The sequence below is a fragment of the Microvirga brassicacearum genome (genome assembly GCF_008757455.1).
GTDB lineage: Bacteria > Pseudomonadota > Alphaproteobacteria > Rhizobiales > Beijerinckiaceae > Microvirga > Microvirga brassicacearum.
The window spans coordinates 85654-106809 of sequence record NZ_VCMV01000071.1 but is presented as its reverse complement, the minus strand read 5'-3'; the positions used below and the strand labels follow the sequence as shown (position 1 = coordinate 106809).

Genomic DNA, 21156 nt, shown 5'->3' with positions numbered 1-21156 from the left:
CTTAACCGCGTGATCGCTCGCCGGATCATGCGCCAGGAGAACAATAATGGATCTGCCCGCCCGTGAATCGATGGAATTCGACGTCGTGATCGTCGGCGGCGGTCCAGCGGGCCTCGCTGCGGCGATCCGGCTCAAGCAGGAAGCAGCCGGGAAGGGCGGCGACGTCTCGGTCGTCGTGGTCGAAAAAGGCTCGGAGATCGGCGCGCACATCCTCTCGGGAGCGGTGATCGACCCCTGCGGCCTCGACCAGCTGCTGCCGGAATGGCGCAATGACGGTGACCGGCCCCTCACGACCGAGGTGACGGAGGATCAATTTCTCTATCTCGGCCCGGCCGGCGGCGTGCGCCTGCCCAATCTGTTCATGCCGAAACTCATGAACAACCACGGCAATTTCATTGGTTCGCTCGGCAACGTGGCACGCTATCTCGGCCGCAAGGCCGAAGAGCTCGGGGTTGAAATCTATCCCGGCTTCCCGGCCGCCGAATTTCTCGAAGAGGATGGCCGGATCGTCGGCATCGCGACCGGCGACATGGGCATCGGCCGCGAGGGCGAGCCCAATGCCAGCTTCACCCGCGGCATGGAACTTCGCGCCAAATACACGATCTTCGCCGAAGGCTCGCGCGGCAGCCTGTCCAAGCAGCTGATCCGCCGGTTCGATCTCGCCAACGGCCGCGATCACCAGAAATACGGCCTCGGCGTCAAGGAAATCTGGCAGGTGGATCCCGCCCGGCATCGGCCCGGCCTCGTCCGTCACTCCATGGGCTGGCCGCTGTCGAACGATACCGGCGGCGGCTCCTGGCTCTATCATTTCGACGATAATCTGGTGTCGGTCGGTTTCGTGGTGCACTTGAACTACAAGAACCCGACCCTGTCGCCGTTTGAAGAGCTGCAGCGCTTCAAGACCCACCCGATGATCCGCGACACCTTCGAGGGAGCCAAGCGCATCGGTTATGGCGGTCGCGCCATTGTCGAGGGCGGCTGGCAATCGGTGCCGAAACTCGTCTTCCCCGGCGGCTGCCTCGTGGGCGATTCGGCCGGCTTCGTGAACGTGCCGCGCATCAAGGGCAGCCACAACGCGATTCTGTCCGGTATCCTCTGCGCCGATCATGTGTTTGCGGCCATTGCGGTCGGACGCCAGCACGACGAAGTCACGGAGTACGAGAATTCCTGGCGCTCGTCCGCCATCGGCCGGGATCTCAAGCGCGTTCGGAACGTGAAGCCGTTCCTGTCGAAATTCGGCACGATGGTCGGAACCGCCCTTGGCGGCTTCGACATGTGGACGAACGAGCTTCTCGGCTGGTCGTTTTTCGGCACCATGAAGCACGGCAAGGCCGATTTCGAGACGCTCAAGCCCATTTCCGAGGTCGCGCCGATCAAATATCCGCGGCCAGACGGCGTTCTCACCTTCGACCGGCTCTCCTCGGTGTTTCTCTCGAACACCAATCACGAGGAAGATCAGCCGATTCACCTGAAGGTGAATGACATGGCGCTGCAGAAGGCCTCCGAACTCGACGTCTACGGCGGCCCCTCGCAATATTACTGCCCGGCTGCGGTCTACGAATGGGTGGAGGCCGATGCGCCGCGCTTCGTGATCAACGCGCAGAACTGCGTCCACTGCAAGACCTGCGACATCAAAGACCCCAACCAGAACATCAACTGGGTCACGCCGGAAGGCGGGGGCGGCCCGAATTACGTCAACATGTGAGAAAATCGTTGCGTGGCGCGGCGCTCAGGATCGGGCCGCCGCATCACGAGAGCTTGACCGCAAGGGCGCCGCCCCTTGCCCCCTTGGCCGGGAACCGCCATTCTCCGGCCTGATTTGGCGCACATCTCGTGCCGGGATGCTGCGATCAGTGGAGCCGCGTTTAGTGCCAACCTTTATTTTGCCTTTGGCCCGCAAAGGCCTGTCTGTTCTCGCGCTCTCGATGGTCGGGTTCGCTGCCGCTCCCGCAAATGCCGCGAGCACCGATCCGGCCGAAACGATCCGGCCGGCCGCAAGCCTGGAGGGAAATTTCCTGGCCGCCTACATTGCGGGCTCGGCGCGCGATACGGCTGCCGCGACCGTTTTCTTCCGCGAGGCCATCCAGGAGGATCCGCGCAATCAGGAATTGCTGGAGCGCGGCTTCGTGGCCTTTCTCGGCAATGGCTCGATGAATGAAGCGTATCGCGCAGCCGAACGCCTCGCCGCCCGCGATCCCTCCAACAATCTGGCGCAATTCGCGCTTGCCGTTCGCGATTTGAAAGAGCGCCATTATGGCGATGCCCGCGCCAAGATTGCGGGCGGAAAGCGCGATCGGCAGTTGGACCTGACCGCAACGCTGTTGACGGCCTGGGCCTATGCGGGGTCGAAAGACGGCAAGCGCGCATTGGCGACCGTCGACCGTCTCAAAAGCGAGCGCGCCTTCAATCAGTTTCGCGAATATCACGCAGCGCTGATTTCCGACGTGGTCGGCAATTCGGCCGAGGCCGAAAAGCGCTTCAAGGCGGCCTATGACGGCGAACGCAACACGCTCCAGGTCGTCGATGCCTATGCGCGGTTCCTCGCAAAGCGCGGCCGGCGCGATGAGGCGCTGGCGCTCTACAAGACCTTCGACGATGCCCTGCCGCGGCACCCCGTTGTGCGCGCCGCCATGGAAACCCTCAAAAGCGGCAAGCCCCTGGCGCCGGTGGTGACGTCTGCGCAGGATGGCGCGGCGGAGCTTCTCTACGGTCTCGGCGTCGTCGGCAACACGCAAGGCGATGAGCTCACCGCCATCATCTATCTGCGCCTCGGGCTCGATCTCAATCCCGATCACGGGCTCGCGCTTGTGACCCTCGGCGATGTCTATGAGCGGTTGAAGCAATACGATCGCGCCAATGAGGTTTTCGCGCGGGTGCCGAAAGATTCACCGGTTCGCCCGAGCGCCGAAATCACCATCGGCCAGAATCTCGAAATGCTCGGCCGTGGCGCCGAGGCCGAAGGACATTTGAGCCGCCTCATGAAGGAGCGTCCGCAGGACGTCGAGGTGGTCATCGCCCTTGGCAACGTGCAGCGCTCACGCAAGCAGTTCGCGGAAGCCGCCGAGACCTACAGCAAGGCGATCGAACTGATCGGAACGCCGGATCGCGGCCACTGGATTCTCTTCTTCTATCGCGGCACCTCGTATGAACGGGCGAAGCAATGGTCGAAGGGTGAGGCGGATCTGAAGACAGCGATGGAACTCGTGCCCGATACCCTGCCGCAGGGGAAGGCGCAGGTTCTGAACTATCTCGCGTATTCTTGGGTCGACCAGAACACCAATATCGACGAGGCCTTCAAGATGCTCACGCGCGCCGTCGAGCTTGCACCGCGCGACGGCATGATCATCGACTCGCTCGGCTGGGCGTATTATCGCATGGGCCGCTACGACGAAGCGGTGCGCGAACTCGAGAAGGCGGTTGAATTGAAGGCCGGCGATCCGGTCATCAACGACCATCTGGGCGATGCCTATTGGCGGGTCGGTCGCAAGCTCGAGGCAAAATTCCAGTGGAATCACGCCAAGGATTCGAACCCCGAGCATGAGGATCTGGTCAAGATCCTGAAGAAGATCGACAACGGGCTCGACGATTCCAAACCCGCCGTCGAAGGCGAGAAGCCGGTCTCTCCGCCGACCTAATCCCCGGGGGCGCTGCGAATTCACTCCGCCTCATCCTGAGGAGCGAGCAACGCTCGCGTCTCGAAGGATCCTCCAGCGGTCTCTCCAGGCGCCTCGTGCTTCGAGACAGGCCTTCGGCCTTCCTCAGCATGAGGCTGATGGGGTGTTGCTCGACCCCAAGACCCGCAGACCATCTCGAAGGATCCGGCTGGACGGCGTCTCTTCCCAACGCTGCCGCTCTCGGGCATGGAAGGGCCATGCTGCTTCCGCTCGCCACCCGCGCTCCCGCCAAGATCAACCTGAGCCTCCATGTGCTGGGGCGGCGCGCCGATGGCTATCACGAGCTCGACAGCCTCGTTGCATTCGCGGGAACGGGCGATCGCCTGACCCTGCGGCCGGGGGCGACGCTCGGATTGCAAACAAGCGGTCCGACCGCCGTCTCGGCGGGACATGATGCCGACAATCTCGTCCTCAAGGCAGCGCGCCTGTTGGTGGAACGGATGCCCGGCGTGAAGGTCGGCGTGTTTCATCTCGTCAAGCGCTTGCCGGTCGCGGCCGGCATCGGCGGCGGCTCGTCCGACGCGGCGGCCGCATTGCGATTGCTCGCGCGGCTGAACGATCTTCCGCTGTCGCATCCGGCCATCGTTGATGCCGCGCGCGAGACGGGGGCCGATGTGCTCGTCTGCCTGCAAGCGCGTGCACGCGTCATGCGCGGCACGGGCGAAGTTCTCGGGCCCGTTTTGCGCCTGCCGCGTCTGTTCGCCGTGCTGGTCAATCCCGGCGTTCCGGTGGCGACCCCGGAGATCTTTCGAGCGCTCGGATTGCCGCCGGGGGAAATTCGCCGATCGCCAACCGCAAGCGATTGGCCGATGACCTCCGCTGCGGATCTCGTGGCGGCGCTTCGCGATGCGCGCAACGACCTTGAGCCCGCTGCCTGCAGCCTGCAGCCGCTCGTCACGGAGGTGCTGCGTCGGCTCTCCGAGACGCCGGATTGCCGGCTCGCGCGCATGTCCGGATCTGGCGCGACGGTCTTCGGATTGTTCGACGATGCCGATGCGGCGGCGGCGGCGGCAAGGCAGATCCAGGCAGTGCGCCCGCATTGGTGGGTCAAGCCGACGATGCTGCGTTGACAGCCTTCGCCGGTCCGGCGATTTCGCGTATGACACCTGTTGTCGCTAAACGAATCGGGACGGACCGCCATGTACGAGCTCTTCATCGCCAACAAGAACTATTCGTCCTGGTCGCTTCGGCCGTGGGTGCTGATGCGCGAGCTTGGGATTCCGTTCACGGAGCGCGGCGTGCTCTTCACCGAAGGTTCGAGTTACCAATCGTTCCGCAAGTTTTCCCCGACCGGCCAGGTGCCGTGCCTGACCGACGACGGCATCACTGTCTGGGATTCGCTGGGGATCACCGAATATCTGGCTGAGCATCATCCGGGCGTTTGGCCGCAAGATGCGGCGGCGCGCGCATGGGCGCGCTGCGCAGCCGCCGAGATGCATTCAGGCTTTGGCACCCTGCGCTCGCGCTGCCCGATGAATTGCGGCATCCGGGTCCAGTTGTGGGAAATGTCGCCTGCCCTGAGCCAGGATATCGCGAGGCTGCAGGAACTCTGGAACGACGGCCTCGCCCGCTTCGGCGGCCCATTCCTCGCGGGCGAAAAATTCACCGCCGTGGATGCGTTCTTCGCGCCTGTGGCGTTTCGCGTGCAGACCTACAATCTGAAGGTCGACGAAATCTCGGCCGCCTATGTGGCGCGCCTCCTGGCGCTGCCTTCCATGCGTGAGTGGGAAGCGGCCGCATTGGCTGATCCGACGCGCGAGCCGAGCCACGAGGCCGACACGAAAGCAACCGGAACCTGGCTTGAGGATCGCCGCGCCGTCGGCTGAGCCTGGAGGTCTTCGCTCGATCCTGCTTCAACGCGCACTCGCGGGCCCATGCCGCCACAACGGCTGGGCGCCCGAGCCATAGCAGCCGGGTTGGTGGGCAAACGCCACGATTCTGCCTGAGGACGGGTAGGCGGGAGGGCGCATCACTGGGACAGTGAGGCCGTTTGACATAATCAATGGAACCATATGCAATGTTATAACTTAATATACGAGTCGACTGATAGGCTTCGGCTCATCCATTGCGAACAGAGGGCTAAGGCATGAGTATCCCCGGTCAGATCTTCGAGTGGGAAGGCATCACACAGCCTTCATATTGGGGCGGACAAGCGATCACCGATACTGGCCATAAGGCCATGGATCAGATTGCGGCGACCGGCGCCAGCACCCTCACCCTCGTGCCCAATTTCTTCCAGGCGGATAAATTCAGCAACTCGGTGGCATTGAATCTCGGCGATCCGAACAATCCCTGGGACAACGAGAGCGACACCTTTGCGCAGGTCAGGCAATCCATTCTCGACGCCAAGGCGCGCGGCCTCAACGTTGTGCTCAAGCCTCACCTCGAAACCAACAATCGCGTCTGGCGCGCCGAACTTGCTCCCACCGACCCCAAGGCATGGTTCGACAGCTATAAGGCGATGATGGTCGAATACGCCAAGGTGGGGCAGGAGGCAGGCGCAGCGATGTTCTGCGTCGGCACCGAGATGGACAGCATGATCGATCCGACCAAGGTCTGCAGCGACGGCAAGACCTACACACAGAAATGGGCGGAAATCATCGAGGCCGTGCGCGCCGTCTATTCAGGAAAGATCACTTACGCGGCCACCTATGGGACGGTGAAGGATGTCGGCTTCTGGGATCAGGTCGATTATATCGGCGTCGACGCCTATATCCCATCCTCGACGGTCAATGATCCGACCGTCGATCAGATCGTAGATGCCTGGACCAAGCCGCATTTCAACCCGTGGATCAGAGACACTCTGCACGGGGGCAAATCCGTCGTCGAATATTACAAGGCGCTCTCCGAGCAATACGGCAAGAAGGTGATCTTCACCGAGGTCGGCTACAAGAGCATGGACGGCGCCAACAAAGACCCGGGCGTGTTCGGCGGCAGCGGCACCGTCGACCTCCAGGAGCAGGTGGATTGCTACACCGCGCTCTACAAGGTGATGGAGAACTACGGCGGCCAGTGGCTCGCCGGGTCGTTCCTCTGGAGCTACTATTCCTTCGAAAACCCGATGGAGGAACGGGGCGTGGCGTGGACGGACTACACCACACAGTGGAAGCCCGCGAACGGCACGGTCACCACGCATTATTCGAGCCCGGCTCACGTGACAGGCCTTGTCTGGAACGGCACGGGCAATGTCGACAAGCTCGATGGCGGCTATCACAACGACACGCTGGAGGGCGCCGGCGGGAACGACATTCTGTGGGGCGGCGCCGGGCACGACCGGCTCAATGGCGGGGCAGAGAACGATGTTCTGACCGGCGGGTTCGGCAACGACGTTCTCGATGGTGGGGCAGGCGATCAGGACAGGGCGATCTTCAGCGGCAAGCGCGCAGACTATACCGTCACGAAAAACCAGGACGGCTCGTTCACGGTTCTGGACAACCGGACCGGCGGGGACGGGCGCGACACTGTCTCGGGGATCGAAGCGTTCCAATTCGCTGACGGAATCGTGCCGCCTGCGAGCGTTCCAGACAGCAGCCCCGGATCGCAGGACCAAGTTCTGATCGGCACGAGGAGGGCCGACAAGCTTGTCGGCGGTGTGGGGAACGACAAGCTCTATGGCAAGCTCGGCAAGGATGTGCTGACAGGCGCCGCGGGCAAGGATATTTTTGTGTTCGATACGAAGCCGAACAAGAAGACGAACCTGGACAAGATCACCGACTTCAACGTGGTCGACGACACGCTCTGGATCGACAATGCGCTCTGCAAGAAGCTCGGCAAGGGCACGGCTTCCAAGCCGGTGAAGCTGAACAAGAAGTTCTTCAGCATTGATAAAGCCAAGGATGGCAACGACTACCTCATCTACAACAAGAAGACGGGCCTGCTTTTCCTCGACATCGACGGCTCAGGCTTAGGCAAAGCCGTCGAGATCGCCGTTCTCAAGAAGGGCCTTAAGCTCACCTACAATGACTTCTTCGTCGTCTGATGCAGCAGGCGATGCCTCAATGCGCCCGCGCGATGCAGAAATCGACGGTGTCGAGGAGCGCCTGCTTGAGCGGGCCATCGGGGAAGAGCGCGAGCGCGTCCCGCGCCATGGCGCCGTAATGCCGGGCGCGCTCCACCGTGTCTTCAAGTGCCCGGTGCCGGCGCATGATCGCGATGGCCTTCTCAAGATCGCCGTCCTCGACCTCCCCCTGTTCGAGCACGCGCTTCCAGAACGCGCGTTCTTCCAATGAGCCGCGCCGGAACGACAGCACGACCGGCAGGGTGATCTTGCCCTCGCGAAGATCGTCGCCGACATTCTTGCCGAGCGCCGCGGCCGTGCCGCCATAATCCAGCGCGTCGTCCACCAACTGGAAAGCGATGCCGAGATTCATCCCGTAGGACCGGCAGGCGGCCTGCTCGGCCTTGGGCCGGTTGGCGATGACGGGACCGACTTCGCAGGCGGCCGCGAACAACTCCGCGGTCTTGCCGCGGATCACCGCCAGATACTCGTCTTCGGTGGTCTCGGTGTTCTTCGCAGCAGCCAGCTGCATGACCTCGCCTTCGGCAATCACCGTGGCGGCGGCCGACAGGATATCGAGGGCGCGCAGCGAGCCTACCTCCACCATCATGCGGAAAGCCTGGCCGAGAAGAAAGTCACCGACGAGGACGCTGGCCTCGTTGCCCCATTTGATGCGGGCCGCGATCTTCCCGCGGCGCATGTCGCTTTCATCCACCACATCGTCGTGGAGGAGGGTGGCGGTGTGCATGAACTCGACGCTGGCCGCGAGCTTCACGTGGCCGTCGCCCTCATAGCCCGAGAGGCTGGCGGTCGCGAGGGTCAGCATCGGACGCAGGCGCTTGCCGCCCGACGAGATCAGGTGGTTTGCCACCTCGGGGATCATCGTCACGTCGGATCCGGTGCGCGACAGGATCATGGTGTTGACCCGCTGCATGTCGGCTGCCACCAACGACACGAGCTTTTCGATGCTCGGATTCCTGTCGGGATGCTTATCTTCGAATGGTACGACGACGCCCACGCCTGAAAACCCGGGTTGCCGGCAAGGTGAGCCGGTAGGAATATGAAATTACCGTGGCATGGTGATTCCCATGCCGCAACGCGAAAGCTTGCCGCAAGGGAGACCGGGGCCCGATGATCGAAATCGTCCGCACGAGCGATCTCGTTCTGCTTGGCTTCCTACAATCCTTGTTGGAGAACGCCAATATCCCGTTTTTTGTGGCCGACCTGCACATGAGCGCGCTCGAAGGCATGATCGGCGCGTTCCCGCGCCGGGTCCTGGTTCCGGCGGATCATGTTACGCAGGCCCGCCGGCTGATTGACGAAGCCGGGCTCAAGGCCGAATTGCTTTCATGATTGAAACCACCGACGACCTGCTGCTCGGCGGAAAGGTCAACCTGCGCCAGCCGGCCAAGGGCCACCGGGCCGGCACCGACGCTGTCCTGCTGGCGGCCGCGGCGCGAATCCGGCGGGGCGACCTGGTGCTGGATATCGGCGCCGCCACCGGCGCAGTGGGTCTCATGGCGGCAAACCGCGTTCCCCATGCGGATTATGTCTTCGTCGAGCGCGACCCGGATCTCGCCGGGCTATGCCGGTTCAATTGCGAGACCAACGGCGTGCCGGCGCATGTGGCGGTCGCGGATGTTCTGGATCGGGCGTCGCTGCGGCAATCGGGCCTGCAGCCCGAGCGCGCCGATTGGGTCCTCACCAATCCGCCCTTTCTCGAAGAGGGGCAGGCCCGAATCTCGCCGGACGCGCGCAGGGCGGCGGCGCATGCCCTGCCGGCGGGCGGCCTTGATGCCTGGCTTTCGGCCTGCCTCAACCTGCTGAAACCGAAAGGCCGCCTCGTCCTGATCCACCGTGCCGACCGGCTGGCGGATTGCCTTGCGGCCGTGTCGAGGGGGCTTGGCGGGGTTGAACTGCGTTTTGTTCACCCGCAGGCCGATCAGCCGGCGATTCGCTTCCTGCTCGGCGGCACGAAGGGAAGCCGTGCACCCTTGACCATCGCGCCGCCGGTCATCCTCAACACGGTCGAAGGGCGCTTCACGCCGCAATCCGAAGCTTTGCATCGGGGCGAGGCTTTCCTCACATGAAAACGGGCGCCCTGAGGCGCCCGCTTCGTTCGGCGAAAAAGCTTAGCGACAGACGCGAACCGGCTGCCGGATCCAGCGCCAGCCGTTCCAGGCGCGCTCCATGCGCACGAAGCAGCGCGGCGCGGCGAAGGCCGGGCGGTAATAGCCGTGACGGCGCGGGCCGTAACCATCCCGATAACCGCCCCGATAATAAGCCGACCGGTGGCCGCGATCGCCCCGGTAGCCGCGATCACCCCGGTATTCCACCGGACGATAGCCGTCCCGGTAGCCGCGGTCGCCTCGGAATTCCACCGAGATGGGGCCCGCACGATAGCCCGGATAATAAGGCTGGGCTTCAGCCGGCTGGAAAGCGGCGGCGCCAAAGCCGATAGCCGCAAAACCAAGAATGCCAAGAAGCAGTTTCCGCATCACAATTCTCCTCACTCGGGCAGCGGTCGGTGCGCAATATTGTTTCGACATGCCTTGTTCTAGCGTTGATTGTTTAAGCGATCGTAACTGAATGCGCCCCCGACATTCCGTTGCGGTATGTTCATCTTGGCTGTTTCGACTCGCAGTTTTAGCTCGATGCATTACATGGAAGCCATGTCCGCAAAGCCCCTCTCCGCCTATCTCCCCGAGCGCCTGCACTTCCTGATTCCGGCCCGTTTCCGGACCCGGCATCCGGTCGTCCCGGTGGTGCGCCTCAGCGGCGCGATCGGCGCCGTCATGCCGCTGCGCTCGGGGCTTGCCATGGCGAATGTGGCGCCCTTGCTGGAGCGCGCCTTCGCGGTGCCGAACGCGAGCGCCGTGGCGTTCGTGATCAATTCCCCGGGGGGATCGGCGGCGCAATCGCATCTGATCTACCGGCGCATCCGCGCTTTCGCCGAGGAGAAGAAGCTGCCGGTTTTCGCCTTCGTCGAAGATGCGGCGGCCTCCGGCGGCTACATGATCGCCTGCGCGGCCGACGAGATTTACGCCGATCCCGCCTCCATCGTCGGGTCGATCGGGGTGGTGTCGGCTAGTTTCGGCTTCGACCGCCTGATCGAGCGTTTCGGCATCGAGCGCCGGGTTCACACCGCCGGCGACAACAAGGCGATGCTCGACCCGTTCCAGCCCGAAAATCCGAAGGACGTGGCGCGCCTGAAAGCGCTCCAGCGCAGCATTCACGAGGTTTTCGAAGGCCTCGTCCGCTCGCGCCGGGGCGAAAAACTGCAGACGGACAACGAAGAGCTGTTCTCGGGCGCCTTCTGGGTGGGGCAGGAAGCCGTCAGTCTCGGTCTCGTCGATGGCTTGGGCGATATCCGCTCGATCCTGCGCCAGCGGTTCGGCGACAAGGTGCAGCTTCGCATGATCGAGCCCGCCCGCGCGCCGCTGCTCGGCCGCCTGCTGGGGCGTCGCGACGCCGGCCAGTCGAGCCTTCTCGACCCGTCTGAAGTTCTCGGTGCGGTGGAAGAGCGCTCGGCCTGGTCGCGCCTCGGTTTGTAAGGGCCGGCAAAGGGCAGGGCAAAACTTGACTCGCGCCGGCCCCCATCCCAAGGGTTCGGCTGACATTTTCAATCACGATTCCGGTTTCCAGCATGACCAGCGAACCCGCGCACATGAACCCTGCGCGCTCCTTTCAGGGGCTGATTCTCACGCTCCAGCGCTATTGGGCGGAGCAGGGCTGCGTCATTCTCCAGCCCTACGACATGGAAATGGGCGCCGGCACCTTTCATCCGGCCACCACCTTGCGGGCTTTGGGGCCAAGACCCTGGCGCGCGGCCTACGCCCAGCCCTCGCGGCGCCCGAAGGACGGCCGCTACGGCGAAAACCCCAACCGGCTTCAGCATTATTATCAGTTTCAGGTCATCCTGAAGCCGAACCCGCCCGACATCCAGGACCTCTACGTGAAGTCGCTCGAGGCGATCGGCATCGATACGGCCCTGCACGACATCCGTTTCGTCGAGGATGACTGGGAAAGCCCGACGCTCGGCGCCTGGGGCCTCGGCTGGGAATGCTGGTGCGACGGCATGGAAGTGTCGCAATTCACTTACTTTCAGCAGGTCGCTGGCTTCGAGTGCTCACCGGTCGCGGGCGAACTCACCTATGGCCTCGAGCGTCTCGCCATGTACCTGCAGGGCGTCGAGTCGATCTACGACCTCAATTTCAACGGGCTCGAGGGCGACCGGAAGGTCACCTACGGCGAGATTTTCAAACAGGCCGAGCAGGAATTCTCGCGGCACAATTTCGAATACGCCGATACCGAAATGCTCTTCCGCCATTTCCGCGACGCCGAGGCCGCGTGCCGGAAATACCTCGCCGACGGCGAGCCGAAGGAAGGCGCCAACGACAACCGCCACCTGATGGCCCTTCCCGCCTACGACCAGGCCATCAAGGCAAGCCACGTCTTCAACCTGCTCGACGCCCGCGGCGTGATCTCGGTGACGGAGCGGCAGAGCTATATCCTGCGCGTGCGGGAACTGGCGAAGGCGTGCGGGGCGGCGTGGCTGCGGACGGAGGGCGGCGGAGAGGTGGCGTGAGGGCGTAGCGGGTGAAACGAGGCTACTTCAACCCTCCCCTTGACGGGGAGGGTCGGTGCTGAAAAGCGCCGGGGTGGGGAGCGCAACTCTATTCCCTCCCCCTTGTGGGGAGGGTGGGGGTGCCAACTCCAGCCGGATCGCTAAAGCTCATGTCTCGTTCGCGCAAACCGCACACAGCTCTCTCCCGCGTCCTCCGCAAGCGCATGACCGAAGCCGAAAAATGTCTGTGGTGGCATCTCGACCGCGTTCCCCTCGCCGACACGCATTTCCGGAAACAGGCCCCGGTCGGACCCTACATCGCCGATTTCGTTTGTCACCGAGCAGGGCTGATCATCGAGGTGGATGGATCGCCGCATGGCCTTGATGAGGGCATGCGAGCGGATGCGGAGCGGACGGCATGGTTGAACTCGCAAGGATATCGGATCTTGCGATTTTGGAACCACGAAGTCCTGTCGCAGATCGACGTCGTACTCGACACGATCCATGCGGCTCTTTACACCCCGTCTGAAACCAGTGCGAACCCTCAGGGGTCCGGCGCTGACACCCCCACCCCCGGCCCCTCCCCACAAGGGGGAGGGGAGTAACAGGCGCTGCGTTTCCCATGCCCGATCTCCTTCTTGAACTCTTCTCCGAAGAAATCCCGGCCCGGATGCAGCGCCGTGCCGCCGAGGATTTGCTGAGGCTGGTGACGGATGCGCTGGTCGAGCGCGGTTTCGTCTATGAGGGCACCAAGGCCTATGCGACCCCGCGCCGGCTGGCGCTCCACATTGTCGGGCTGCCGGTGAAAGGCCAGGATGTCCGCGAGGAGCGCAAAGGCCCGCGCGTCGGGGCGCCCGAGGCCGCCGTTCAGGGATTCTTGAAGAGCGCCGGCTTGTCCTCGCTCGATGAGGCGACGATCGTCACCGATCCGAAGAAGGGCGAGTTCTACGTGGCGCTGATCGAGCGTCCCGGCCGGGCGACGGAAGATGTGCTGGCGGAAATCATCCCCGCCATCATCCGCACCTTCCCATGGCCGAAATCCATGCGCTCGGGTGCTGCCTCGACGGAGGCCGGTGCCCTGCGCTGGGTGCGACCGCTGAAATCCATTCTCTGCACCTTCGGTCCCGAGACCGAGGAGCCGGAGGTGGTGCGCTTCTCCGTCGACGGCATCGCGTCGGGCGACGTGACCCACGGCCATCGCTTCATGGCGCCGGGCGCCATCAAGGTGCGGCGCTTCGACGATTATGCGCCGTCGCTGGAGCGCGCCCGCGTGGTGCTCGATGCGAACCGGCGCCGGGACATCATTCTGCACGACGCGAAGGACCTCGCCTTCGCGCAGGGGCTAGAGCTGGTGGAGGATGAAGGCCTGCTCGAAGAGGTCGCGGGGCTGGTCGAATGGCCGGTGGTGCTGATGGGCTCCTTCGACGAGGCCTTTCTCGAAATCCCGCCGGAAGTGATCCGCACGACCATTCGCGCCAATCAGAAATGTTTCGTTTTGCGCCAGCCTGATTCCCTCCCCCTTGAGGGGAGGGCCAGGGTGGGGGTGTCGGCGCCGGACTCATCCGCTGTTGGCTCTCGCACCCCCACCTCCAACTCCTCCCCACAAGGGGGAGGAGAGCCTGTGGCGCTCTCCAATAAATTCCTGCTCGTCTCCAACCTCGTCGCCAGCGACGGCGGCGCCACCATCATCGGCGGCAACGAGCGGGTGGTGCGCGCGCGGCTATCGGATGCCAAGTTCTTTTGGGAGACGGACCAGAAGGTGCGGCTGGAAGACCGGCTCGAGAAGCTGAAATCGATCGTCTTTCACGAGAAGCTCGGCACGCAATACGAGCGCGTGGAGCGCATCGCGGCGTTGGCGAAGGAGCTTGCGCCGATCGTCGGCGCTGATCCGGACCTGGCGGAGCGTGCGGCCCGTCTGGCGAAGGCCGATCTGGTGGCCGAAATGGTCGGCGAGTTTCCCGAATTGCAGGGGTTGATGGGGCGCTATTACGCGACGTTGCAGGGCGAGCACCCGAGCGTCGCAGCCGCGGCCGAAGAGCACTACAAGCCGCTCGGACCGTCAGACCGCGTGCCGTCCGATCCAGTCTCGGTGGCGGTCGCGCTTGCCGACAAGATCGACACGCTGGTGGGTTTTTGGGCGATCGATGAGAAGCCGACGGGATCGAAGGATCCCTATGCGTTGCGGCGGGCGGCGTTGGGCGTCATTTGGTTGGCCTTGGAGAATGAACTTAGGTTTGAATTGTATGGAGCGTGTGCGAGTGCACTGAGAATTCTCACTGCTCAAGGGCGTGCTGGTGAAGACGATCCTGTAAAAGCAGAACTAATTTTGCTGGATCTTGTTCAAGGTTTCTTTTTCGATCGTCTGGAAGTCAGCCTTCGGGATAGAGGTGTTCGTCACGATCTAATTAACGCCGTTAATGGCGCAATTCTGTCTTGGTTATGGGATGACCTCTTCATGATTGTCCGCCGCGTCGAGGCGCTCGGTCGCTTTCTCGACACCGATGACGGCGCCAACCTGCTCACCGGCTATCGTCGTGCGGCGAACATCCTGCGCATCGAGGAGAAGAAGGACGGGCGTGCTTATGCGGACGCGCCGAATCGCCAAATCATCGAAGAACGCGGCGCGCCTGAGGAAAAGCGTCTTATGGCCACGCTTGAGCAAGCCGCAGAGCAATCTCGCGAATACGTGAAGGCCGAGGATTTCGAAGGCGCCATGCGAGCCTTGTCGGCCCTGCGCACCCCCGTCGATGACTTTTTCGACAAGGTGACGGTCAATGCGGAGGATTCCGAGCTGCGCGAGAACCGCTTACGGCTGCTCAACGCCATTCGCGAGACGATGCACAATGTCGCAGATTTCTCCCGCATCGCCGGATAGAGACGACATTCCTCAAACCTGTTGCGCCGCGGTCACAGCCATGCGGGCCGCTTCGCGATAGGCAGATGGCAACTCCGTTACCGCGAGATTCCGGTTCGGGGCCGAACCAGCTTCCAACGTTTGTTTCGTCGCTTGAACGCGCGGCGAACCGGTGCCTAATTCTCCGGATCATGCCAGGATAAAAGATGATCGTCCGCCGCTTTCTCGTTCTCGGTCTCATGGGCGCGTCGCTCGCAGCCTGCCAGACCGCGCAAATGCCGCCTCAATCCGTGGCCTCGGCAGACCCCTATGCGGGCTGGTATGTGGGCGCGGTCGAGGACAAGCCGTTCAACATCCCGATCGTGGACCGCCGCAAGATGGAGCCGCAATATGCGCGGCAGGTGGTCGAATACAAAGGCATGGAGAAGCCCGGTTCGATCGTCGTCGATATCGACGACAAGCATCTCTACCTCGTCCAGCCGGACCAGAAGGCGATCCGCTACGGCGTCGGCGTCGGCAAGCAGGGCTTTTCGTGGAAGGGCGTCGCCTCCGTCGGCCGCAAGGGCGTCTGGCCCGCATGGTCGCCCACCAAGACCATGGTGCGCATCAAGCCGGACCTGCCGAGCTACCGCGAAGCCGGCCTCGACAACCCGCTCGGCGCGCGCGCACTCTACCTTTACCAGAACGGCGGCGACACCCTGTTCCGCATCCACGGCACCAACGAACCCTGGAGCATCGGCGAACAGGTCTCCTCCGGTTGCGTGCGCATGCTGAACGAGGACGTGGCCGATCTCTACGACCGCGTTCCCGTCGGCACCACGGTGTATGTCAAGCGCAACGGGCGTCATCGCGTCTGAATTTGACGGTCTGTGGAACTGAAGAAGGCCGGGTGAATGCCCGGCCTTCTTGTTTGTGGCTTCCCCGTCTCGTCACACGACGAAAAAGTCGAGCGCGTTCATCTTGAGCCTCTTCGACAGGGTCGCGATCTGCACCGCGGCGGTCTGGCCCGATCCGTCGCTGTCATAGAACAATGCGCCGGTCTTCTTGTTGTAGATCACCCGATCGTTCGCATCGTGCGCCTTGTCGCCGGACCAGAAGGCGCTCTTCGTCAGCACGCCCTTTTTAGTGATCTTTTTGAACACCTTCTTCGACAGATGGATGGTGTCCTCGGCGACCGAGAAATCGACGATGCGGTCGAGATTGGTTTTCTTGTTGGGCCTGGTATCGAACACGAAGATGTCATTGCCGGCGCCGCCGGAGAGAATGTCCTTGCCGGTGCCGCCGAAGAGCCGGTCATTGCCGGCCTCACCGAACAGCCTGTCGTTTGCCGCAAGCCCATAGAGGATGTCGTTGAGAGACTCGCCTCGCAGGACGTCGGCCCTTGAAGTGCCTGTCAAAACCAGCGGAACCGCAGGGGCCCCGACGACAGGGGGCACACTCGCAGCGGTCACCGTGATGGTGAAGGTTTTCAAGGTCTCACCGCCCCAGGGATCGGTCGCCTTGATGGTGATCGTGTGCTCAGGTTTCGGTTGAAAATCCAGGCGCGTGCTAAGAATCAGATTGGCGCCGTTCAGAGTAAAAATCCCACCCGCATTGCCCACCAGCTGGTAGGTGATCGCGTCCCCATCCGCATCGTCACCTGCAAGTGACGCGACAACGCTACCCACCATTGTGTCCGCCGCCGCTGCGTTCTTCGAGAGGGTGATGTTGTCAGGAGCGGTATTGACCAGCGCGAAGGTGCCATCGCTGAAACGTCCCAGGCGCACGCCTTTCAGTTGATCGACGCCGTCTGCCGTGGACGTCACGGTGAGCGTGCCGTCGGGGTTCTTGACGACATTGTAGTCGGCGCGGGCGCCGGAGAAGATCGCTCCGGTGAAGCCAGAACCGGCGGTGATCACATCGTCTCCGCCGCCACCCAGAACCCAATTGTTTCCGCCGCCGCCGAGGAAGGTGTCGTCGCCCAGGCCGAGATCGATCTCGCCCGCAATTGTGCCGACGCGGGTGTCGAGATAATCATTTCCTCCCTTGAGTGCGATATTGCCGGTGATCGTGCCCTGATTGACCACGTGCTCGATCCCGCCGCCGCCGCCGATCGCAAGCGCGTTCAGTCCACCGGCGATCACTCCGCCGATATAATTACCAATATTATTGTCGCCGCTGCCAAAGATGGCGATTGCGGTGCCGGCCGAGCCGATGGTCCCGAAATTCTCGATATCGTTTGCGGTGCCAAACAGAACGATCCCGGTCGTCGTCCCGTGGATGCTGCCCAAATTTCCGATGAAGTTATCGTCTCCTCTGAGATCGATTCCGGCGTCGGCGACAATCACACCCGAATTGACGACACCGTTCCCACCGTCACCGGTGATGCTGACGCCACTCTGCGCCGCCTCGATCCGCCCGCTATTGGTGATCTGGCTTCCGCCGATGTCGAACTTGACCCCTGAGCCAGTCGTTCCCTTGAGGGTGGTTCCTGCCGCGATCGCGACGCTGTAAATCGCCGTTGTCGCTTCGCTGCGGATACCCTCGTAACCGGTGACCGACGCGTTGAGGGTGATCAGGCCGCCGGCGCCTGCGGTTGCCGTAATGCCGTCGGAAAGCGGGTCGGCCACCGTCACCGCGGCGTTCACGGTCAGATCCGAGTCGTTGCCCGTCAGCGTAACGGTGACGGTTTCGGCGGTGTTGATTTGACGCGGTGCGGCCATGATGCCCTCAGCATATTTAAAGATATATCATTTCATATTTATCACGATCCTCCTTTTCCGCAATCGTTTCCGGGGGATCGCGGCTGCCGGCGGTCACGCTCTCGGGGAACCTCGGCCGTTCAGGTTGCGTTTTGGCGGCGTATGCTTCAAGCCAGCACCTGCGTATGAGCAGGGTACGTCTAGCCAAAGGGTCTTTCGATGACGCAATGGGTGTATGCTTTCGGTGATGGTAAGGCTGAGGGAGAGGCGGGTTTGAAGAACCTGCTCGGCGGCAAGGGCGCCAACCTCGCTGAAATGTCGAATCTCGGGCTGCCGGTCCCGCCCGGGTTTACGATCACCACAGAAGTCTGCACCTATTACTACGATCACGACAATTCCTATCCGCCGGAACTGAAGACCCAGCTCGATAAAGCACTCGAGCACGTGGGCAAGCTCACCGGCCGCACCTTCGGCGATGCGCAAAATCCACTGCTGGTCTCCGTCCGTTCCGGAGCCCGCGCGTCGATGCCGGGCATGATGGATACGGTGCTCAATCTCGGGCTCAACGACATCACCGTCGCGGCGCTCGCCAAGGGCGCTGGCGACGAGCGGTTCGCCTATGACAGCTACCGCCGCTTCATCACCATGTATTCCAACGTGGTGCTGGACATCGAGCATCATCATTTCGAGGAAGCGCTCGACGCCTACAAGGATCGTCGCGGCTATACGCTCGACACCGATGTGACGGCGGATGACTGGAAAGCGTTGATCCCGCAATATATGGCGATCGTCGAGAAGCAGCTCGGTCGCCCGTTTCCGCAGGACCCGCAGGAGCAATTGTGGGGCGCCATCGGGGCGGTGTTCGGATCGTGGATGAACAACCGCGCCATCAAGTACCGCGAGCTTCACGCTATCCCCGCGAGCTGGGGCACGGCGGTGAATGTGCAGGCGATGGTGTTCGGCAATATGGGCGAAACCTCTGCCACCGGCGTTGCCTTCACGCGCAATCCGTCGACAGGCGAGCGTGAGCTTTACGGCGAGTTTCTTATCAACGCTCAGGGCGAGGACGTGGTGGCGGGCATCCGCACGCCGCAGGACATCACCGAGCGCGCGCGCATCGCCTCCGGCTCCGACAGGCCGTCGATGGAACGGGCGATGCCCGCTGCCTACAACGAACTCGTGCGCATCTACGGCATTCTCGAAAAGCACTACCGTGACATGCAGGACATGGAATTCACGGTCGAGACCGGCAAGCTCTGGATGCTCCAGACGCGCAACGGCAAACGCACCGCCAAAGCCGCCTTGCGCATCGCCGTGGAACTCGCCAGCGAAGGCCTGATCTCCGACGAAGAGGCGATCATGCGCGTCGAGCCATCGGCCCTCGACCAGTTGCTGCATCCGATGATCGACCCGAAAGCCGACCGCAAGATCATCGCGTCGGGGCTGCCGGCGTCGCCCGGTGCGGCCTGCGGCGAGATCGTGTTCAACTCGGACGACGCCGAGGCGGCGCGGAAAGCCGGCCGCAAGGTCATTCTCGTTCGCGTCGAGACCTCGCCGGAAGACATCCACGGCATGCATGCGGCCGAGGGTATTCTCACCACACGCGGCGGCATGACCTCGCACGCCGCGGTCGTTGCGCGCGGCATGGGCAAACCGTGCGTTTCCGGTGCCGGTTCGATCCGCGTCGATTACGCTGCGCAGACGCTGACGGTTGCCGGCGAAACCCTCAGGAAGGGCGACGTCATCACCGTGGATGGCGGCAGCGGCCAGGTGCTGCTCGGCCAGGTGCGGATGCTCGAGCCCGAATTGTCCGGCGAGTTCGCGACACTCATGGGGTGGGCCGACAAGGTACGGCGCATGAAAGTGCGGGCGAATGCCGAAACTCCGCTCGACGCCGAGACGGCGCGCAATTTCGGCGCCGAGGGCATCGGCCTCTGCCGCACCGAGCACATGTTCTTCGAGGGCGATCGCATCGTCGCCGTGCGTGAGATGATTCTCTCCGACGACGAGAAAGGACGGCGCGCGGCGCTTGCGAAATTGCTGCCGATGCAGCGCAAGGATTTCGCCGAACTGTTCAAGATCATGCACGGCCTTCCCGTGACGATCCGCCTGCTGGATCCGCCATTGCACGAATTCCTGCCCCACTCGGAAGCGGAGATGGAGGAAGTCGCGAAGGCGATGAATGCATCGGTCGAAAAGCTGAAGCGGCGCGCGGCCGAACTGCATGAGTTCAACCCCATGCTCGGGTTCCGCGGTGTGCGGCTTGCGATCGCGTATCCGGAAATCGCCGAGATGCAGGCGCGCGCTATCTTCGAGGCCGCGGTCGAGGCGGGCCGTGCGAGCGGTGAGCCGGTCGTGCCGGAAATCATGGTGCCGCTGGTGATGACGAAGGCCGAACTCGATCTCGTGCGCGCGCGCATCGACGCGATGGCGGCGGCGGTCGCGAAAGAAACGGGCGTTACGGTCGAGTATCAGGTCGGCACCATGATCGAATTGCCGCGTGCCGCGTTGCGTGCGGGCGATATCGCCGAATCGGCCGAGTTCTTCTCGTTCGGCACCAACGACCTGACGCAGACGGCTTTGGGCATCTCGCGCGACGACGCCGCGTCGTTCCTCGGCTCCTACACGCAGAAGGGAATTCTCGCAGCCGATCCCTTCGTCACCATCGATCAGGAAGGCGTCGGCGAGTTGATCCAGATCGCCGTCGAACGTGGCAGACAGGTCCGTCAGGACATCAAGCTCGGAATCTGCGGCGAGCATGGCGGCGACCCGGCTTCCATTCATTTCTGCAACGAGATCGGTCTCGATTACGTCTCGTGCTCGCCCTATCGCGTCCCCATCGCACGTCTGGCGGCAGCGCAGGCCGCGCTCGGCGACAAGGCTGCGAGTCAGGCCTGAGGAGAAATTTTATGCTGCACAAAGGATCGTGCCATTGCGGCAAGGTCGCGTTCGAGGTCGAGACGGATCTCGAACAGGTAATGTCCTGCAACTGCTCGCATTGCAGCCGGAAGGGTTACCTCCTGGCTTTCGTGCCGCGCGAGGCGCTCGATGTGATCCGTGGCGAGGACGACCTCGTCACCTATACGTTCAACACGCACAGGATCGCGCATCGCTTTTGCGCCACCTGCGGCTGCGCGCCGTTCTCTGAAGGCAAGAAGCCCACCGGCGAGGCAACCGCCGCCATCAACGTGCGCTGTCTCGAAACCGTCGATCTGTCTGCGGTAAAGCCGGTGCCGGTGGACGGCCGCAGCTTCTAGACGCGCCGGCGGCGGCCGAAAGGCACGGCACGGCCCGATAGCTCGATCGAACCATTGAAACGCAACGTTACATCGATTATGATGACGTGTCTTACCGTTAGGTCAGGGAGCGACCCGTCGCGCGGG

General features: G+C 63.0%; 17 protein-coding genes. 14 read left to right on the top strand and 3 right to left on the bottom strand.

The genetic code is table 11. From position 1 onward, the window contains the following. The first annotated feature begins 46 nt into the window (after positions 1 to 46). The 5 genes from FEZ63_RS22925 (at position 47) to FEZ63_RS22905 (ending at position 7653) form a co-directional block, all read left to right on the top strand. Entirely contained in the window at positions 47 to 1705 is a 1659-nt protein-coding gene (locus FEZ63_RS22925) for an electron transfer flavoprotein-ubiquinone oxidoreductase (RefSeq protein WP_150949305.1), read from the top strand. A 163-nt stretch (positions 1706 to 1868) separates the two neighbouring features. Next, the gene (locus tag FEZ63_RS22920; RefSeq protein WP_244622948.1) at positions 1869 to 3635 is read left to right on the top strand and encodes a tetratricopeptide repeat protein; all 1767 of its coding nucleotides are present in this window, start codon (positions 1869 to 1871) and stop codon (positions 3633 to 3635) included. A gap of 239 nt (positions 3636 to 3874) precedes the next feature. Next, a complete protein-coding gene (locus tag FEZ63_RS22915) occupies positions 3875 to 4744 on the top strand; it encodes a 4-(cytidine 5'-diphospho)-2-C-methyl-D-erythritol kinase (RefSeq protein WP_150949506.1) in 870 nt (289 codons plus the stop codon). A gap of 69 nt (positions 4745 to 4813) precedes the next feature. Then, positions 4814 to 5500 carry a glutathione S-transferase family protein gene (locus tag FEZ63_RS22910; RefSeq protein WP_150949302.1) on the top strand — a complete coding sequence of 229 codons (687 nt, stop codon included), beginning with the start codon at positions 4814 to 4816 and terminating at the stop codon, positions 5498 to 5500. A gap of 260 nt (positions 5501 to 5760) precedes the next feature. Next, positions 5761 to 7653 carry a glycoside hydrolase family 113 gene (locus FEZ63_RS22905; protein WP_150949299.1) on the top strand — a complete coding sequence of 631 codons (1893 nt, stop codon included), beginning with the start codon at positions 5761 to 5763 and terminating at the stop codon, positions 7651 to 7653. A 16-nt stretch (positions 7654 to 7669) separates the two neighbouring features. Here FEZ63_RS22905 and FEZ63_RS22900 read toward each other — a convergent pair whose 3' ends face one another. Further along, a complete protein-coding gene (locus FEZ63_RS22900; protein ID WP_150949296.1) occupies positions 7670 to 8689 on the bottom strand; it encodes a polyprenyl synthetase family protein in 1020 nt (339 codons plus the stop codon). A 113-nt stretch (positions 8690 to 8802) separates the two neighbouring features. Between FEZ63_RS22900 and FEZ63_RS22895 the strand changes: the two genes are divergently transcribed. After that, positions 8803 to 9024, top strand: coding sequence for a putative signal transducing protein (locus tag FEZ63_RS22895; RefSeq protein WP_150949293.1), 222 nt, complete (start codon positions 8803 to 8805; stop codon positions 9022 to 9024). Continuing rightward, on the top strand, positions 9021 to 9761 hold the full coding sequence (locus FEZ63_RS22890; protein ID WP_150949290.1) for a tRNA1(Val) (adenine(37)-N6)-methyltransferase: 741 nt from the start codon (positions 9021 to 9023) through the stop codon (positions 9759 to 9761). The genes FEZ63_RS22895 and FEZ63_RS22890 overlap by 4 nt, the downstream gene beginning before the upstream one ends. 42 nt (positions 9762 to 9803) lie before the next feature. Here FEZ63_RS22890 and FEZ63_RS22885 read toward each other — a convergent pair whose 3' ends face one another. After that, positions 9804 to 10169 (bottom strand): hypothetical protein, encoded by a 366-nt coding sequence (locus tag FEZ63_RS22885; RefSeq protein WP_150949286.1) that lies wholly within the window; start codon positions 10167 to 10169, stop codon positions 9804 to 9806. A gap of 174 nt (positions 10170 to 10343) precedes the next feature. Here FEZ63_RS22885 and FEZ63_RS22880 point away from each other — a divergent pair, with 174 nt between their 5' ends. The 5 genes from FEZ63_RS22880 (at position 10344) to FEZ63_RS22860 (ending at position 15949) form a co-directional block, all read left to right on the top strand. Next, the gene (locus FEZ63_RS22880; RefSeq protein WP_150949504.1) at positions 10344 to 11225 is read left to right on the top strand and encodes a S49 family peptidase; all 882 of its coding nucleotides are present in this window, start codon (positions 10344 to 10346) and stop codon (positions 11223 to 11225) included. A gap of 92 nt (positions 11226 to 11317) precedes the next feature. Further along, a complete protein-coding gene (locus tag FEZ63_RS22875; protein WP_150949282.1) occupies positions 11318 to 12259 on the top strand; it encodes a glycine--tRNA ligase subunit alpha in 942 nt (313 codons plus the stop codon). A gap of 149 nt (positions 12260 to 12408) precedes the next feature. After that, positions 12409 to 12843, top strand: coding sequence for an endonuclease domain-containing protein (locus FEZ63_RS22870; protein ID WP_150949279.1), 435 nt, complete (start codon positions 12409 to 12411; stop codon positions 12841 to 12843). A gap of 17 nt (positions 12844 to 12860) precedes the next feature. Next, a complete protein-coding gene (gene glyS, locus FEZ63_RS22865; RefSeq protein ID WP_150949276.1) occupies positions 12861 to 15113 on the top strand; it encodes a glycine--tRNA ligase subunit beta in 2253 nt (750 codons plus the stop codon). Positions 15114 to 15298: 185 nt separating this feature from the next. Beyond that, positions 15299 to 15949 carry a L,D-transpeptidase gene (locus tag FEZ63_RS22860; protein ID WP_150949273.1) on the top strand — a complete coding sequence of 217 codons (651 nt, stop codon included), beginning with the start codon at positions 15299 to 15301 and terminating at the stop codon, positions 15947 to 15949. A 72-nt stretch (positions 15950 to 16021) separates the two neighbouring features. Here FEZ63_RS22860 and FEZ63_RS22855 read toward each other — a convergent pair whose 3' ends face one another. Continuing rightward, positions 16022 to 17794, bottom strand: a complete 1773-nt coding sequence (locus tag FEZ63_RS22855) for a M10 family metallopeptidase C-terminal domain-containing protein (protein WP_150949270.1) — start codon at positions 17792 to 17794, stop codon at positions 16022 to 16024. Positions 17795 to 17992: 198 nt separating this feature from the next. On the opposite strand from FEZ63_RS22855, the gene ppdK reads away from it, so the two are divergent. Together ppdK and FEZ63_RS22845 are read left to right on the top strand one after the other, a co-directional pair. Next, positions 17993 to 20671 (top strand): pyruvate, phosphate dikinase, encoded by a 2679-nt coding sequence (gene ppdK, locus FEZ63_RS22850; RefSeq protein WP_150949267.1) that lies wholly within the window; start codon positions 17993 to 17995, stop codon positions 20669 to 20671. An 11-nt stretch (positions 20672 to 20682) separates the two neighbouring features. Beyond that, positions 20683 to 21030, top strand: coding sequence for a GFA family protein (locus FEZ63_RS22845; protein WP_150949264.1), 348 nt, complete (start codon positions 20683 to 20685; stop codon positions 21028 to 21030). Positions 21031 to 21156 lie beyond the last annotated feature (126 nt).

Coding starts and splice junctions, on each gene's coding strand:
- FEZ63_RS22925 (WP_150949305.1), top strand. CDS start 47: ATGGATCTGCCCGCCCGTGAATCGATGGAATTCGACGTCGTGATCGTC.
- FEZ63_RS22910 (WP_150949302.1), top strand. CDS start 4,814: ATGTACGAGCTCTTCATCGCCAACAAGAACTATTCGTCCTGGTCGCTT.
- FEZ63_RS22905 (WP_150949299.1), top strand. CDS start 5,761: ATGAGTATCCCCGGTCAGATCTTCGAGTGGGAAGGCATCACACAGCCT.
- FEZ63_RS22895 (WP_150949293.1), top strand. CDS start 8,803: ATGATCGAAATCGTCCGCACGAGCGATCTCGTTCTGCTTGGCTTCCTA.
- FEZ63_RS22890 (WP_150949290.1), top strand. CDS start 9,021: ATGATTGAAACCACCGACGACCTGCTGCTCGGCGGAAAGGTCAACCTG.
- FEZ63_RS22885 (WP_150949286.1), bottom strand. CDS start 10,169: ATGCGGAAACTGCTTCTTGGCATTCTTGGTTTTGCGGCTATCGGCTTT.
- FEZ63_RS22880 (WP_150949504.1), top strand. CDS start 10,344: ATGTCCGCAAAGCCCCTCTCCGCCTATCTCCCCGAGCGCCTGCACTTC.
- FEZ63_RS22875 (WP_150949282.1), top strand. CDS start 11,318: ATGACCAGCGAACCCGCGCACATGAACCCTGCGCGCTCCTTTCAGGGG.
- FEZ63_RS22870 (WP_150949279.1), top strand. CDS start 12,409: ATGTCTCGTTCGCGCAAACCGCACACAGCTCTCTCCCGCGTCCTCCGC.
- glyS (WP_150949276.1), top strand. CDS start 12,861: ATGCCCGATCTCCTTCTTGAACTCTTCTCCGAAGAAATCCCGGCCCGG.
- FEZ63_RS22860 (WP_150949273.1), top strand. CDS start 15,299: ATGATCGTCCGCCGCTTTCTCGTTCTCGGTCTCATGGGCGCGTCGCTC.
- FEZ63_RS22855 (WP_150949270.1), bottom strand. CDS start 17,794: ATGGCCGCACCGCGTCAAATCAACACCGCCGAAACCGTCACCGTTACG.
- ppdK (WP_150949267.1), top strand. CDS start 17,993: ATGACGCAATGGGTGTATGCTTTCGGTGATGGTAAGGCTGAGGGAGAG.
- FEZ63_RS22845 (WP_150949264.1), top strand. CDS start 20,683: ATGCTGCACAAAGGATCGTGCCATTGCGGCAAGGTCGCGTTCGAGGTC.